The sequence below is a fragment of the Leptothoe spongobia TAU-MAC 1115 genome (genome assembly GCF_018739885.1).
Classification (GTDB): Bacteria; Cyanobacteriota; Cyanobacteriia; order Phormidesmidales; family Phormidesmidaceae; genus Leptothoe; species Leptothoe spongobia.
Window position 1 is genome coordinate 24,109 of record NZ_JADOES010000050.1, and the last position, 15,252, is coordinate 39,360.

The 15,252-nt window shown below is 47.7% G+C and carries 14 protein-coding genes; 10 read left to right on the forward strand and 4 right to left on the reverse strand.

The window, feature by feature from the left end; all coding sequences use genetic code 11:
• Window positions 1–42: 42 nt before the first annotated feature.
• Window positions 43–2,286, reverse strand: coding sequence for a caspase family protein (locus tag IXB50_RS19280; protein ID WP_215610625.1), 2,244 nt, complete (start codon window positions 2,284–2,286; stop codon window positions 43–45).
• 457 nt (window positions 2,287–2,743) lie between these two features.
• Between IXB50_RS19280 and IXB50_RS19285 the strand changes: the two genes are divergently transcribed.
• The 7 genes from IXB50_RS19285 (at window position 2,744) to IXB50_RS19315 (ending at window position 7,625) form a co-directional block, all read left to right on the forward strand.
• Window positions 2,744–3,211: a hypothetical protein gene (locus IXB50_RS19285; RefSeq protein WP_215610626.1), complete on the forward strand. Its 468-nt coding sequence runs from the start codon at window positions 2,744–2,746 to the stop codon at window positions 3,209–3,211.
• A gap of 188 nt (window positions 3,212–3,399) precedes the next feature.
• Window positions 3,400–3,579 carry a 50S ribosomal protein L32 gene (rpmF, locus tag IXB50_RS19290; protein ID WP_215610627.1) on the forward strand — a complete coding sequence of 60 codons (180 nt, stop codon included), beginning with the start codon at window positions 3,400–3,402 and terminating at the stop codon, window positions 3,577–3,579.
• Window positions 3,580–3,768: 189 nt separating this feature from the next.
• Entirely contained in the window at window positions 3,769–3,945 is a 177-nt protein-coding gene (locus IXB50_RS22245; protein WP_215610628.1) for a P-loop NTPase family protein, read from the forward strand.
• A 70-nt stretch (window positions 3,946–4,015) separates the two neighbouring features.
• Window positions 4,016–4,177, forward strand: a complete 162-nt coding sequence (locus tag IXB50_RS19300; RefSeq protein WP_215610629.1) for a hypothetical protein — start codon at window positions 4,016–4,018, stop codon at window positions 4,175–4,177.
• A gap of 30 nt (window positions 4,178–4,207) precedes the next feature.
• Window positions 4,208–4,438: a hypothetical protein gene (locus IXB50_RS19305; protein WP_215610630.1), complete on the forward strand. Its 231-nt coding sequence runs from the start codon at window positions 4,208–4,210 to the stop codon at window positions 4,436–4,438.
• Window positions 4,439–4,743: 305 nt separating this feature from the next.
• Window positions 4,744–5,175 (forward strand): toll/interleukin-1 receptor domain-containing protein, encoded by a 432-nt coding sequence (locus tag IXB50_RS19310; RefSeq protein WP_215610631.1) that lies wholly within the window; start codon window positions 4,744–4,746, stop codon window positions 5,173–5,175.
• Between the two features lie 347 nt (window positions 5,176–5,522).
• Window positions 5,523–7,625: a cation:proton antiporter domain-containing protein gene (locus IXB50_RS19315; protein WP_215610632.1), complete on the forward strand. Its 2,103-nt coding sequence runs from the start codon at window positions 5,523–5,525 to the stop codon at window positions 7,623–7,625.
• An 80-nt stretch (window positions 7,626–7,705) separates the two neighbouring features.
• Here the strand turns inward: IXB50_RS19315 and IXB50_RS19320 are convergent, their stop codons facing one another.
• Both IXB50_RS19320 and IXB50_RS19325 read right to left on the reverse strand, forming a co-directional pair.
• Complete coding sequence (locus tag IXB50_RS19320) at window positions 7,706–9,394, reverse strand: hybrid sensor histidine kinase/response regulator (RefSeq protein WP_215610633.1); 1,689 nt, start codon at window positions 9,392–9,394, stop codon at window positions 7,706–7,708.
• A 216-nt stretch (window positions 9,395–9,610) separates the two neighbouring features.
• Window positions 9,611–11,977, reverse strand: a complete 2,367-nt coding sequence (locus IXB50_RS19325; protein WP_215610634.1) for a hypothetical protein — start codon at window positions 11,975–11,977, stop codon at window positions 9,611–9,613.
• Window positions 11,978–12,328: 351 nt separating this feature from the next.
• On the opposite strand from IXB50_RS19325, the gene IXB50_RS19330 reads away from it, so the two are divergent.
• A complete protein-coding gene (locus tag IXB50_RS19330) occupies window positions 12,329–12,793 on the forward strand; it encodes a DUF2656 domain-containing protein (RefSeq protein WP_215610635.1) in 465 nt (154 codons plus the stop codon).
• Window positions 12,794–12,800: 7 nt separating this feature from the next.
• Window positions 12,801–13,523, forward strand: coding sequence for a lysophospholipid acyltransferase family protein (locus tag IXB50_RS19335; protein ID WP_215610636.1), 723 nt, complete (start codon window positions 12,801–12,803; stop codon window positions 13,521–13,523).
• Between the two features lie 4 nt (window positions 13,524–13,527).
• Here IXB50_RS19335 and IXB50_RS19340 read toward each other — a convergent pair whose 3' ends face one another.
• Entirely contained in the window at window positions 13,528–14,085 is a 558-nt protein-coding gene (locus tag IXB50_RS19340) for a sugar O-acetyltransferase (RefSeq protein WP_215610637.1), read from the reverse strand.
• A 203-nt stretch (window positions 14,086–14,288) separates the two neighbouring features.
• On the opposite strand from IXB50_RS19340, the gene IXB50_RS19345 reads away from it, so the two are divergent.
• Window positions 14,289–15,188: an NAD-dependent epimerase/dehydratase family protein gene (locus tag IXB50_RS19345; protein ID WP_215610638.1), complete on the forward strand. Its 900-nt coding sequence runs from the start codon at window positions 14,289–14,291 to the stop codon at window positions 15,186–15,188.
• Window positions 15,189–15,252 lie beyond the last annotated feature (64 nt).

Consider the following 15,252-nt stretch of genomic DNA (forward strand, 5'->3'; position numbering starts at 1 on the left):
TGAGACGTTCCATGGAACATCTCAACTGCCGGTTTTCAGTAATTACTGACCTTGCCAACGTTTAATTTCGGCCTGGGCCTGGTCGTAATTGGGGGTGTTCCGAGGAATCAATGTCGCTGCTTCGATGGCGTTACTGTATCGTCCCTGAGCTGCGCGCGCGCGCGCAATGGTCAGCATTTTGCCCGTCCATTCGGCAATTAGACGCTGGGCATCGGCATATTCAATGGGCTGATTAGAAGGGACATCCTGAAGCTTCAAAATCCCTTTTTGATAGGTGCTGGCCTGGCCCATACGAGGAATGGCCTGGGCTTCACGGATTAGTTCTCGGGTTTTAGTACGGGCTTCCCAGAAGCCAATCCGTTCCTGGGCCTCTTGATAGACATCGGCAGGCTCACGGGGAATCAACTTAGCGGCATTAATGGCCGCCTGTAGTTCGGTCTCTGCAGCTCGACCTTCGGCCAGGTCAAGGATAACCAGGCTCCAGCGCTGGATATCGGCCTGAGCCTGGTTGTAGTTGGGGTCACCGGGGGGAATTTTGCGGGCGGTTGCGATCGCGCTAGCAAACCGAGACGCCTGGCTAGGCCGCAATGTCCGTCGCGCCTCCTCTAGCAGTGCCGCCGTATCTTCTCCTGAGGCGCTACCAGACGTAGTGTTACTAGATGATGTCACCGTGTTAGAACTAGCCGCTGTTGGCGTCTCTGTTGGCGTCTCTGAGGCAGCCGCATCTGGGTCATCTGGAGTCGTCTCCCCATCACCAGCGGCGGCATCAGACTCATCCACCTCCAGACCAATATCCTCGAGATCCACATCAACAGTGTCTGGGGTGTCTGTATCCGAGTTATCCGACCCCTCAGCATCTGAGGTCTCAGTATCTGAAGCATCAGCATTTGGAGCCTCAGCATCCGGGTTATCCGAGGTTTCAGCATCTGGATTATCCGGAGCCTCAGCATCCCCAGCCCCAGCCTCACCCACTGTCGGATCTACTGTCGGATCCACCGTCGGATCTGCATCTGGAACATCCGATGTAGACGGATCCGTACCATCAGAGTCCATACCCACACGGGCCAACCAGCCCGGTGGCAACTGACTCAAAGCATTTTTCACCACCGGCTGATCGCGGAACAAAACAGCCCCTAACAACAGCAAAGCTACGAGTGCACCCAGCGCCCCTAGACAACCACCCACATTGCTCCTGCTTGGCTCAACGTCCGGCAAATCATCTGTCAGCGTTGTGCCATAATCATCTGGATTATCAACGTCACCTTCTACCAGATCCAATGAGAAGGGTTCTTGTGGTGGCTCTTCCGGTAGTTCATCTTCCAGAACAAACTCTTCTATCGGTTCTGGCATCGGCTCTGGAATCAGATCTGCCCCATCGACATACTCAGCATCCGGATTATCAGGGATAAGAGGGGGTTCTTCCGGCACATACTCATCCCCATACGGGCTATCGGAAATTAGGGAATCGACTCCTGCGGAGGCCTCTGTAGAGGCACCCACTGAGCCCACATCTCCCGCCACATCAGCGGTCTCAGGCGCAGCAGTATCCCGCTGATGCCAGAGCAATCGAAATTTTTGTTCTTCCGGTAGGTCAACCACCGGATTTTGGATCGGTCGCCAATGTTGGTCACATAGCTCAGGCACCCGCTCCACCAAATAGCGCTCTAGATGACTGAGGGTGGCACAACCGTCATAGCGTAGTCCCTCCAGGAGTGCGGCTGTAAATAAGCCATGACGCACCGCCAAAGTTTCATGGGAAAACTCATTGGGCTGACAGGAGAGAATTAGCGGGATCCGGGCCTTACGAGCCAGCTTTGTCACCTGCTCACCGATCGCCTGACCAGCCAGAGCACTCTGGCTGCGGTTCATATCCAGCACCATCATGGTGTTTTTAGTGGGCGCTTGCTTGAGGTACTTAACCACATCCTGCAAAGCAATACCCGTTTGCTTAATCTGGGCCGGATCACCGTCCACCGGCATTAGGTAATCCTTATTATCCGCCTGGGCTCCATAACCACTGAAATAAAACCAAAGCGTGTCATCACTTTGCACCCGTCCCTGACAAACGGTTTCCAGCCAATCAATGATCGACAATCGGTCTGGGTAGACCGCTTCATGCTCAGTCGACTTGGACAAATCACTCAGCAATATACAGTTTCCCGGCGCAAACCCGGCATCATCAATCAGGTATCGTCGAATACCCACTGCATCATTTTGAGCCTGCATCAGCGGCTGAAAGCCCTGATACTGATTGATTCCGATAATAATTGCCCAGCAAGTCGACATCAGAGGTCACCAAGTACAGATTGGACGTTGAAGGAAGCAAATGCATTCAGCGCCATATGGTACTGCAAGTTGAGCAGTTTGCGCTTATATCCGGTATGAACTTATAGATCAATGCATATCTTATTGCCTACTAATCCATTATTTTCCTGCTTGTATCAATTCAAATTTACGTAGCTTCAGCCAGAATAGTTATTCATCCAATCAAAATTTTGGCCTGGGCAGCTGCCTACTCATTGATCATTCACGATACAAAAGTGGGAAAGTTTGACGATAGTTGATTGATTAAACCGTAACCTTATAGGGCTTTCTTAAACCACACCCCAGTTAAAACCTGAGGTTTTTTCTAAAGCCAGATTAGAATTCTGGGCATAGACAAGGTTTAAATCTAAAGTTTTGATCGCGGTTTATATTACAGTTCTATCCGTACGGCGTTAATCTATAGCACCTGTTAATTTACATGTCCACGACATCTCCCTACCGGCCTTATTCCAGACGGCGACGCAAGCGCCCCCTCACGCGGCGTCTCGGTGCCTCATTTGCGCCCGTAGGGTTAGCAATCTTGCTAGGAACGTCAGGGGCGTTGTGGCTGACTGAAGCGCTGATTATGCCAAAGGCGTCCTATGCGTATACGTCACGGTTAAATTTATTTTTGGCGTTAGAGCAGGATGAGCCCTATGGGAGCCTGGTCCGTCGGGCGAATATGGCGGCACGGGCTGGGGCACAGCGTAGTTTCGATCAGGATCTGTTGATCACGGAAGTGGTGATCATTGTGACTGGGGAAAATAGTGATGGCATTTCGGTACCGGTATTGACTCTACGGGTGAGTCGTCAGGAATGGAGTCAGCAGCCGGTGACTGAGTATTGGGCGACTTATTTTCGTGGCGCGCAGACGTTGCTGGAGTCGTCGTCGAGTAGTTCGTTTTAGAAGTGGTCTGCAGGCTGTCGACAAGATAGCACTCACCCGCCCAGGGTTCAAAACCCAGGGCTAATTGACTCAAAACCCACTAACCCCCTACCTCCCCTGCCCCTGCCAACCTTTTTATTTTCCAACCCTGTACTCCACGTGCAACTTTGGTCTATCATCGATAGGTTATCTAACTTTTTCCCAGGTCCATGGCAGTTCCTAAGAAGAAACGCTCCAAATCGAAGCGCAATATGCACCGCGCGGTTTGGAAGAAGAAAGCAGAATTACAGGCTCAGCGGGCGTTGAGTCTTGGTAAGTCGGTATTGACAAATCGGTCCAATAGCTTTGAGTATCCTCAGGATGATGAGGATGAGGACGACGACGAGTAAGGTTACGGACGTCTTTTTTGCAAAAGCAGCGGGTGGAATTCTTCATGAATTTTGCCCGCTATTTTTATGACATAGATATTCATTGAAATACAAAATTGAGAAAACGTAAGAAATTCGATTTGTGCCTTTCATCCTCAACTATCAGTACTGGCAACTTTGTGTGAAGATGATGGCACCAAGTGAGAAGCAGTGCTATCGGATTTAGCAGGACAACATGTTTATCGTTCCATTCATTCCATTTTCCTCAATAATGTCGATGCTGCACTCATGCTGTTCGATCCCACTAATCGCCAACAGCCTCTTAAAGGAACAGATTTTTGGTTAGAGAAACTCAAGGGTAAAAACAACTCCCTCCGAGTGTATTAATTGGGGCTCGTAAGATATACGGCAACAACCGCAAGAGACTGATGCGGGCTGGCAATTCACCAATGCTGAAATGATGACTGCAATTGGTCATTTAGAAACCCATGGCTATATTACAAGTCTGAAAAGTTCTGCAGGAGATACTAATACGAAATCCTGGCTGATAGCGTCCGGTATCGCAGGGCATCCACAAGGGAATGACCTTACAAGATTGTCTATTTTTAATCGGGCTTAATGAATTTGGATTTGGTATAACATTCTTCTATTGACAGACAAACATCCTCGTGAATTAGGTGAAATTAGTGAAAAAGAACTCTTGAAGGGAGAATATTCATTTAAAGAACTTGATGATCTAGCAAAACCTGAACAACAGATTTTGCTAGATCATCTATCTTACTTAGATCTTGCACCTGGCAAGGCAGCATTAACACGCCTTGGGCTCAAAGTCGCAAGGCTAACTGGCTCAAAACCGCTCAAGCGGTTAAAGAAGCCCTAAACACTCTATATTTAGAGCTGCCCAGCCAATCTTGTCCCTCTAGTGGACAGCCCTCAATTAGCGTTGGGTTTTGAACCCAACGTGGGTTTGAGCTTCATAACCGACCTTAGTCCAAGATCTGAGCCCCTAACGAATAACGTTGCTATTCGTTAAACCTAAAAGAAACACGATTGTTGCAATTTCATCGACAATCAGCCTCTTTCAGAGTGAATTAGGTTGTGTTTCTTAGGAGCCTTACGTTTTTTAGAACACAACGAAACCTGAAAAAAGTCTTCTGAAAGTCTTTATTAGCTATGCTCACGAAGATGAAGCAAGCTTTGAAAGATAAGTTGATCAAAATGTTAGCGGGACTCCAACAACATAAATTGGTTGAGGCTTGGGAAGATCGTCAAATTAGACCTGGCGATGACTGGCATCAAGAAATTCAAAAGGCAATGAACGAATGCGACTTAGCCATATTGCTAATCAGCGCAGATTTTATCAATTCACGCTTTATCAACGAGGAAGAAGTGCCTAAACTACTGGCCCGTCGTCAAGCGGAAGGCATGTGGGTTGTCCCCATCATTATTCGGCCTTGCATGTGGGACAGTGAGCCGATGTTTAGGGGATTACAAGCTTTACCAAAAGATGGGAAACCGGTGATCACATTTCCGAATGACAATGGCGAGCGCGATCAGGCTTGGACAGATATTGCGAAAGAGTTGGAGAAGTTCGCGAAGGAGTTGCAGGGAGATTAGGAAAGTTGGGAGATGGAGAGAGGATCGCTGGTGGCGTTAGCGGTCGAAACCCACCCCGCCTTTCAGGCACCCCTCCCGAGAGGGGATGGATTCTCGTTATAAGATTTTTTGCACCAAGCAGACTCCATCTTTGCTTGCAAAACCTATGCCACGACTCCGTAACTCTCCCCTCCTGGGAAGAGCTCCGGGGTGACTCCCCTATGCAATTTTTGCAGCTCTCAATTCGAATAATAACTTCTTAATACTTAAGAAACCCCTTACACCAAACCTTATTCATGCAGAATAGCTAAGGCGGTGGGCGATGCCCACTGTCTTATGCTGCCGATTGCCTTTCCCCTGTGCACAATATGGTTCTAGCCGCAGTTGACCACGGTGCCCCTCTATCGCTCCATAGCCCGTTTATTTCCCTGACCATCCTGCTACTGGTGGTCTTAATTTTACCCCCCCTATTTGAACGGCTCAAACTGCCTGGCCTAGTCGGGCTACTGTTTGCAGGCGTGGTCCTGGGAAAAAGCGGTCTGGCTGTCTTGACAGCCGACACCGAAACCATGGAACTGTTGGCAGAAATCGGGAAAATATACCTGATGTTTGTGATCGGCCTGGAAATCGATCTGGCTAGATTTCATAAAACCCGTAACCGTTCCCTGAGTCTAGGATTATTTATTTTTGGTTCGTCCCTGGCTGCCGGGCTGTTAGTCGGACGCCTGCTGGGCTTTGACTGGAATACGGCCCTGCTGATGGGCTCCATCTTTGCCCCCCATACATTATTGGCATACCCCATCGTGAATCGACTGGGGGTAATGGGTAACGAATCCATTACCGTTACCATTGGGGCCACTATTTTCACCGATATTCTCGGCCTTTTACTGCTGGCCATTTCTATTTCTATCCATGCCGGAGAGTTTTCCCTGTTTAGCCTGGTGGCTCAGATCCTCGCCCTGGCGATCTATGCCGCTACCGTCCTCTTTGGCCTGGACTGGGCCGGGAAATTTTATTTTCGTCGGACAGGGGACGAACAGGGGAATCAATTTGTCTTTGTTCTCTTAGCTGTATTTTTAGCCTCGGTTGGTGCCCAACTAGTCAACGTTGAACGCATTGTTGGCGCATTTTTAGCAGGGCTGGCGGTCAATGACGTTCTAGGGGAAGGACCGGTCAAAGAGAAAGTTGAATTTGTCGGCAGTGTTTTATTTATTCCATTCTTCTTTGTCCATGTGGGTCTGCTGGTAGATCTGCCAGTCTTTGTCTCATCGTTTACATCAGAACTGGGGCTTACCCTTGCCATTTTGAGTGGTGTAGTCATCAGTAAGTTTCTAGGCATCTATCTGGCCAAGCTATTTTACCGGTATAACTGGAACGAGATATTGACCATGTGGTCATTGTGCTTGCCCCATGTGGCGGCACCATTAGCGGCAGCGATTGTGGCCCGTGAGGTGGGCTTAATCAATGAGGCCGTGTTTAATGCGGTAATTGTGTTGATGCTGGTAACGGCCATTGCCGGTCCCATCGCCACTCGCGCCTTTGCCAGTCAGCTGGCCATCTCTGCAGATGCCAATACCCTGGACGACACTGATCCCCTGAATCCCGAAGAATGGGGATATCAGAGGGAACCGCTTATGTGTCATCTACCTCGCGCTTTTACCATTGTTGTCCCTATTTTTAATCCCCGTGCCGATCAGCACCTGATGGAAACAGCGGTCTTGCTAGCCCACCATGAAGCAGGACAGATTGTTCCCCTGACTATTTCCCGTGCCTATGCCCATATGGATGACCCGATCCTGGTGGATGACCTGCAAAAACGCCAGGTGATGGTGCAGGAGGCCAGCGACATTAGTCAAACGCTAAGTGTAAAGGCCACCCCCATTGTCCGTATCGCGGATGATGAAGCCACTGGCATTAGCCACACCGCCCGTGAGCAAAATGCCAATTTAGTGGTGATGGGGTGGAGTGAAGAGAATACAGGAGTGCGGGCAAGACTATTTGGCACCACACTGGAAAGTGTTTTTTGGTCTTCCCATTGTCCAGTGGCTGTCATGCGTCTTAAGAGTGACCCCACCGATATCCATCGGATTCTGGTACCTGTGCGGGATTTAATGCCCAAGACGATTCACACGGTGCGATTTGCTCAGCTATTTGCCGATGCTCACCATGCGTCAGTCACCCTGGTGCATGTCTACGATCGCCGTACGCCTAAAGAGAATATGGTGAAGTTTAAGAAAGACCTGGAAGCAATCGTTGCCCACGATAACCTGAAATCGGTGGACCGCATCAAAACGATTGCCCATGATAATGTCACCCAGGCTCTACTTCGGCTAGGAGAGAGCTTCGACTTAGTGATTCTTCGCTCCATGCGACGACGAACCGCAGGGGGACTCATGGTCAGTGATGTTACAACCAAACTAATCCGGGAATTGGCCTGTTCTATTGTGCTGTTTGGTGAGCCCCATATGTAACGGGTTCCGTTGATGTACAGGCGTTCCATGGCAATCTCTTCAGACATAATTTTTGGATCTTATAAAATCCTTATCCCTCACTAACAATTGAGGACTGATGCGATCGCATCTAGCAACTCCTGCGCCCGAATTGGTTTCGTTAAATAGCCATCAATGCCTTTATTGATCAGACGCTCCTGAGTTTCTGCGATCGCATGGGCTGTGAGCATAATAATAGGAACCTTTTTCTGCTGCTGTTGACAATGGTCAAATATCTTTTGAGCAGCTTCTTCCCCACCCATGACTGGCATTTCTAAGTCCATCAGGACCAAATCAAAGGCATGCTCTAGAAACTGTTGACAGGCCTCCTGTCCATTATTTACCAAACTAACAATACATCCATTTTTCTCTAACAGATGTTGTAACAGATGCTGACTCACAGGGTTATCCTCTGCTACCAAAACATGAATCGAATGATCTAAACAACGTAGAATCTCTTGAAACGTTTTTTTAGAGACCACTTTTCCAGGCTGAGCCTGCATAATAGGGCAGGTCAACGTAAAGTAAAAAGACGCTCCCTCTCCCAACGTACTTTGGACCTGGAGATGTGACCCCATTAACTCTAACAAGCGTGACGAAATCGCTAGCCCTAATCCAGTCCCTCCATGTTCATGATAGGTATAATTATCAGCCTGCACAAAGGGGGAAAAAATTGATTGTTGTTGATCCCTAGCAATGCCAATGCCGGTATCTGACACACAAAATTGAACAGTGACGTTACTAGCACTGAGCTGCTGTAAGCTACACTTCAAAACAATTGAACCAGTGGGTGGTGTAAACTTCACTGCATTACTGCACAGGTTGAGCAATACCTGAGAGAGTCGACTTTTATCAATGGACACTCTCTCTGGAATAGAGGACTCAATATCAATTGAGAATTGAAGTTGCTTCTGGGTGATCTCATCTTGCAAAACTTGTTGTATTTTCCTAGACAAGTTAATTAATGATGTTGATGTCGGATTAAGAGTTAGTTTATTCGCCTCAATCTTTGAAAAATCAAGGACATTGCTAATAATCGACTGCAGCATATGGGCCGATGTATTAGCAGTGTCTAAATGTTGTTGCTGCTGAGCTGAAAGCTGAGAATCACTTAATAAGTCTAAAGCGCCAATGATGCCATACAATGGTGTGCGAATATCATGGCTAATCATGGCTAAAAACTGAGATTTTGCCTGATTTGCCTGTAATGCTTCGGCATGGGCTTTCTCTAATACATTAGTGTAATGAGTGATTTTCTCAGAAAACAACCGAGCCTCTAACAAATGGACAACCTGAGAGGCTAATGTTTTGAGCCCGTTGATCTGTTTTTGATTTAACTTATTGGGAATAAAATCAATCACACAGAGTGAGCCAAGATTATAGCCCCGAGGCGACATCAGCGGGATTCCTGCATAAAAACGAATCTTCGGATCTAGTTGCACCAATGGATTATCCTGAACACGGACATCAACCAAAGCATCTTCGACAATAAATGGAACATTATCCAAAATGGTGTAGCCACAAAATGCCTGTTTCCTAGGTGTTTCCGATACATCGAGACCACAAATAGATTTAAACCATTGACGATGCTTATCAACCAAACTGATCAGGCTGACGGGTGTCTGACAAATATAGGCGGCTAAACTGGTCAGCTCATCAAAGGATGCTTCAGGTGGAGTATCTAAAATCCTATAGCGCTCTAATTCCGTCAGTCGGTCACCATCATTTGCAGGAATAGGAGGAGCCGGCATATAAGTATTAGGCAGAATCCTTTGGATTTACCCCTCTGCGGTTAATTATCAGAATAAGTGTTCTTATTATAGCTGGATGGCTCTTATTATTACTGCGATCGCAACCTGCAAGTCATCATCCTGTCCATAGAACTGACAGGCAGTGTAAAACCGTTTCAGCCCCTTTGCCACCCATGTATCCCACTAAATTTTACAAACACTTTACGAATACATGGATCAAGCATTTAAAACAATAGGTTGAGAATCCAGCTCAAATAACAACGGATCTAACACCTCCGCCACATCAGTTTCAAACCACGTTGTCAAGAAGTTTGCATATTGGAATTTCACCTCATCCAGTTGCGAGAAAATCGTATGGGAATCGGCAATACCATCTCCCTGATACTGCACAACAACACCTGTGTAAGGCCTACCATCATCTGACAATAAATTGTTTGCCACAGGGTAAGGCTCAATCCCCTCTAATCCATCAAGTGCCAATGAAACCTGCATTTCGGGCCAGATAATTGCTCCCGATTGTCTCAGTCCCGTAGCCAGTGCCATGGCATTAAACACGACCTCAGGTACTTCCGTATCCCCTTGTCCCACAGGCTTATAGACAGACCGAACAGGATGCCCTGCCAACGGTCGCTGAGCTAAATAAGGTGCATAAACAATCGGATCAGCTACCTCCCAAGCTTCTTCCAACAACTGCAACCCTGGATACAATGGATCAAGAGGCTGTAATGTCCCTAATAATAAGCCTGCTGCATCTGACAATTCTGTTTCTGAAATGAGCAGGGGCCATAACCCAGGCGATCCAGTCGGAATCACAACTCCTACGTTAGGTTCTATTGCCCCCAGCATATTGGCAAACTGAGCCCCTAAGGATTGGCCTAAAACAGCCACTGCATCAGTGTCCACCCTAAACGCGTCAGTGTCTACCCTAAAATTGACATCATCCTCAGGAATTAACTCAGCTGGGATTTCGAGATCTTCCAAAGCTTCTAATAGTAACCTTTGCTCAAACACTCCCTGTCGAAACGTGTCTCGGTAAGCGGCTAGGTTAGCAAAATTTAGATAAGCATCCGTGGGTGCATTCTCTAAACGTTCTGGATTGAGGGGTAGAGCGCTGCTGACAGTGGCAATGCCATATTCAGCAACAACATGAGCTGGCCCCAAGCCTGGAACTCTCTCACCACCAGGTACTAAAATCGGTCCTCGATCCACAACCTGCGTACTTAAACCATTGGAACCATGCTGATACATCAGCAGTGGGAAACCCTCATCAGTCAAAAACTGTCCCTTGGGAATCGTAATCACAACAGGAGCATTTTCTAATCGCTGTTCTACCAGCAAACCGTCGGGTGTAAAGTCAAACAATCCCTCAGAGTTAAAGGGCGGCGTCCCTTGCTGAAACTGGGGAAATTCAATTGTGCCATGAAATTCCCAGAACCGCTCATGGGTAGCCCCATCGTCCGGATCTAGACGTAGATTTTCAATTGTCAGATCATATCGATCGACCACCTGCTGTGAAAGCTGAGCCATCTCACCTACTGGGTCACCGGTGGTAAATACAGTTGCGATCGCAATATCTCGACGAGAGAGACCGACTTGTTGCAAAGTTTCTCGGAGAGGCTGATACACCTCATAGGCGTCTATCTCAGCAGGGTTTTGAGGTGGGCCATTGGCCAGCAATCGCTCTAGCGTATCGGGGGTATCTAAACGTCGCCCAACGATATCCCGAAGAGAGCGCTGTACCACATAGGCATACTGACGCTTTGGATGTAGGACGATGCCGGGTGCGGGTCCCACTGACAATAAAAAATCAGGTACATAATTTAGATCAGGACGTGGTGTGGAGGCAATGGTGGGATAGAGTTTCCCCCGTTCAGGAGACGTTGGATCCACATCCATTAATAAAATAGGAGACTGTAAATCGGCTGGAATAATATCCTCTGGATCCAGGTCAGCCAGGGGCCGATTAAACCGAAAATAGCCTGCGGTAACCGTAGAAAACCCAACTTCGTCATCCGCAATCTGTCTTAACCCACGAATAACTGGGTTATCATCCCAAATGGGAAAGTCGGATAGCTCTGGGCGTCCCAATTCATCCAGACGCAGGTCAAAGGGGTAGGGCAGATTATAAAAGCTGTCTTCATTGGCTAGATCAGCATTCAAATCAAACCGTGCAACTGTTCGTCTAAAGAAATTATCAAAAAAGCCTTGGCTTGAAACTTGCGACGATGATGTTAAATCCTCAGAACCGCGCTCACCGACAATCTGGCCCTCTATAGGTAGATTATTAAGCCCATCTTTGCCTGGGTCAGCAACAGTCTGGTCCAACGATATAGGTGACTCTGCTGATACGACAATACCTGGTAATACCTGGCTGATAGTTTGACTTGATAGCACATCAATCTCTTGCAAACCTGCCTCTACAAGCGGCTCAAGCTCTAGGCTCGTTGACGTTAGGCTATTGGTAACATCACGAATCGATCGGTTTGAGAAGTCTGACAAAGACAGATTGCCAATATCTGCACTGATGTTTTGGGCAAAACTCAGCAGGTCTGAACTATCCGGTAATGATAGCTGAAAAGACATTGCGGCAACCCCAGGAGCAACGTTACTTCATTATTGCTAAGGATAGTTCAGAGTCCTGGGCTTTTTCTGATCATTTACAAACTAATAAGATCAGGGCTACAAAGCCATACGGTGCGTTACGGCTTCGCCTAATAGCACCCTACAGGAGCAATTATTTTGGGAAACCTACTTAGCTCTCCCAATAGGAAATATTTTCTGATGAGACTTTTCAAAAGCTGAAGGCGTTAGTAATGCCAAAATGTCCGATGCAAAAAACTGAACCAAGCCATTACTGTCCAATCACAAATCAGTATCCGATTCAACGAGCCACTGATATCCTGTTTAAGGTCTAATATTTTTTATGAGGCAAATATGACAGCAACGACACGGATGCTCCTCTCCCACAACTGCACACTTCCCGAAGGCCAAGTATCCACCCTAAGTCGTGCCGACTTTGCCAATGTTTTTATCGAAGGATTAAAGGCCCATGGGGATATTCAATGCAGCCTGATCGAAAATCCTCACTGGATGGTAGAAGTTCTGTTTAGTACACAATCCCCTACAGACATTGCCGCACTATGTGCCCAGTCCCTCGCATCCCAACGTGTAGCTGAGCCGGACAAACAGATCAACCGTCATACGGTGATGCTCTTAGGCGGCCTGAAAACCTCACCAGCCATAGGCACTTCCCCCACCTCTCTGCAGCCTGGTGAATGGGGTGTGGACGTGGTGGAAACGGTCTCCCCCGATCAATTTTTAGCCGGTCTAAACTGGGATACGGTGACGGCTAGTAAACCCCCTGAGCAAATTTTCAAGGTTATTCGTGTAGCTGAGTAGCGCTGCAATGGCTGGTGACACAGCTCTAGACCTATCGCGCAGATTGCTCGCACTGGCTGGCCTCCAAGTAACTATCCACCACCAGGAGAGGGTCCCAACGACAGGCAGTCTGGTAGTGATTAGTAATCATCGCAGTTTGTTAGACGTACCACTGCTGATGACGGCCCTGGATCACCCAGTCAGATTTGCCTGTCACCATTTTATGGGACACGTTCCTGGGATAAAACAGGTAGTCAACGCCCTAGGCTGTTTTCCGTTGGATCCACCGGGTAAACGGCCCCAGGCTTTTTTCCAGCAGGCGACTCGGTTTCTCCAAGCTGGTGAATCGGTAGGCCTCTTTCCGGAGGGAGCCCAGCCCATGATTCAGCCAGTGCCATCTCAGAAAATTGGACCTTTCCAAAGAGGGTTTGCCCACCTGGCCCTACAAGCTCCCGTCGAGCAGTTGGCAATTTTGCCCATCGCTATTGCCGCTACCAGGGAAACTATTACTCCAGTGGCTCCATTTAAGCTATTTCAGTGGCTAGCTCCCTCTGAGCCCCTATTTAACCGTTCTGGATGGCACCCGGCAGTCTACTATCACCAAGTTCACTTAAGGATTGGTCAACCCCTATGGATCACTGATGATCAGCGGAAACAATACCGGGGTAAGTCCTCAGGTATATTGGCTAAAACCATAACCCAGGCTTGTCATACTGAAATTTCTGAACTGTTGGCGATGGGTAACCATTAAACAACTAGACCTGGCGAATAACTCGGCAGGGGCTACCTACAGCCACGCTATTGGCTGGAATATTTTTGGTTACGACACTGCCTGCGCCGATGCTACTGTTGTCACCAATGGTCACTCCAGGACAAATGATCGCTCCACCCCCAATCCACACATTGTTGCCAATGGTGATGGGAGCAGCCATTTCCACCCCCGTTAGTCGCATGGCTGGGTCGGTGGGATGGTAGGCCGTGTAAATCTGCACATTGGGGGCAATCAGTACATTATCGCCAATTGTTACCCAGTTACAATCGAGAATAGTGCAATTGACATTGATGTAGAGATTTTTGCCAGCTTGGATATGACAACCATAGTCACAATAAAAGGGTGGATTAATATCAAATCCGGCACCAAGATTACTAAAAAGTGACTGTAGTATTTGCTGGCATTTGACTAAGTTATCAGGTGTTGCAATATTTAATGTGTGTAAATGGTGCTGAGTTGCTTGCCGCATTGTCACTAGCTCTGGATCAGTTGACAAATAAGGCTCACTTGCCAACATCTTTTGCCGTTCTGTTTTACCCATGGTTCATAAGCATTCAGGGTTTGTCTAATATTTTACGCAATGGATAAAAAACGTAAACGAGTAAAAAGAGAGCCAATTGTAACAGTCTTTCTTCTTTTAGTTTATGGGTTAAACTAAAGAGAGTTCTTTAAAAGCAACAACTATTCATCGATGTATTGTTAGTATTTGTGAATTAGTGGTTTACGTGAGACTAGAAGGCTGTCATGAAGGTACTGATTACAGGAGCTAGCGGTCGGTTTGCACGATTTGTCATCCGTGAGCTTGCGGATCGCTATGAGGTAGTCCTGACATCGCGTCATTCGCCACCCAAGGAATTTGCTCATTTACACTGGTTACAAGCAGATTTAACCTGTTTTGGAGACTGTCAACGAGTGATGCAGGGGATAGATGCGATTCAACATGTGGGGGCGCAGTCAGAGCCAACCGATCATCCGGAAATGCGAACTGACTTTACCACCCAGGGCATCCCTTTCGACACCACCTTCAAAACCAATCTTCTCGGCACCTATTACCTGATGCAGGCCGCCGTCGAAGTCGGCGTTAAAACCGTCGTCATGACCGGCAGCAACTGTGCCCTCGGCCATGGCTTTCGCATCAGCTCCACACCATTCCCTATCCAGTCCTTACCCATTGATGAACAGCATCCCTGCTATCCCGAAGACTCCTACAGCTTTACCAAGCATGCTGGGGAATCCTTGTTGGCTAGCTATACCCGTGCCTATGGCATCCGCACCTATGTCACCCGTCCCGCTGGCATTCGCACCGAAATCCAACGCCATGAAATGGCCAACACAGCTAAACCAGCCAAAGCATGGGATCCATGGTTTTGGGGGTGGGTCGGTAGCGAAGACTTGGCCCATGCCCAGCGTCTTCTCATGGAAGCTGCATCAGAACTACCTGAGCATGATGTTTATTTTGTAAATGCTGATGACACCCATGCCCTAGAACCATCTCAAACCCTAATCAAACGCTTTAAACCAGAATGGCTTCCCCTGGTAAACCCATTAGAAAATCACCAAGCATTTATCCGCTGCGACAAAATTAAAAGACAAGTTGGCTGGGCACCAACCACAGATTGGAGACAATATTTATTGGACTTTTAACAAAAAAATATTCCAGGTGTCTCTATCTCTGCACTCAGCAGAAAGAATTTAAGCTGAAAAGAGA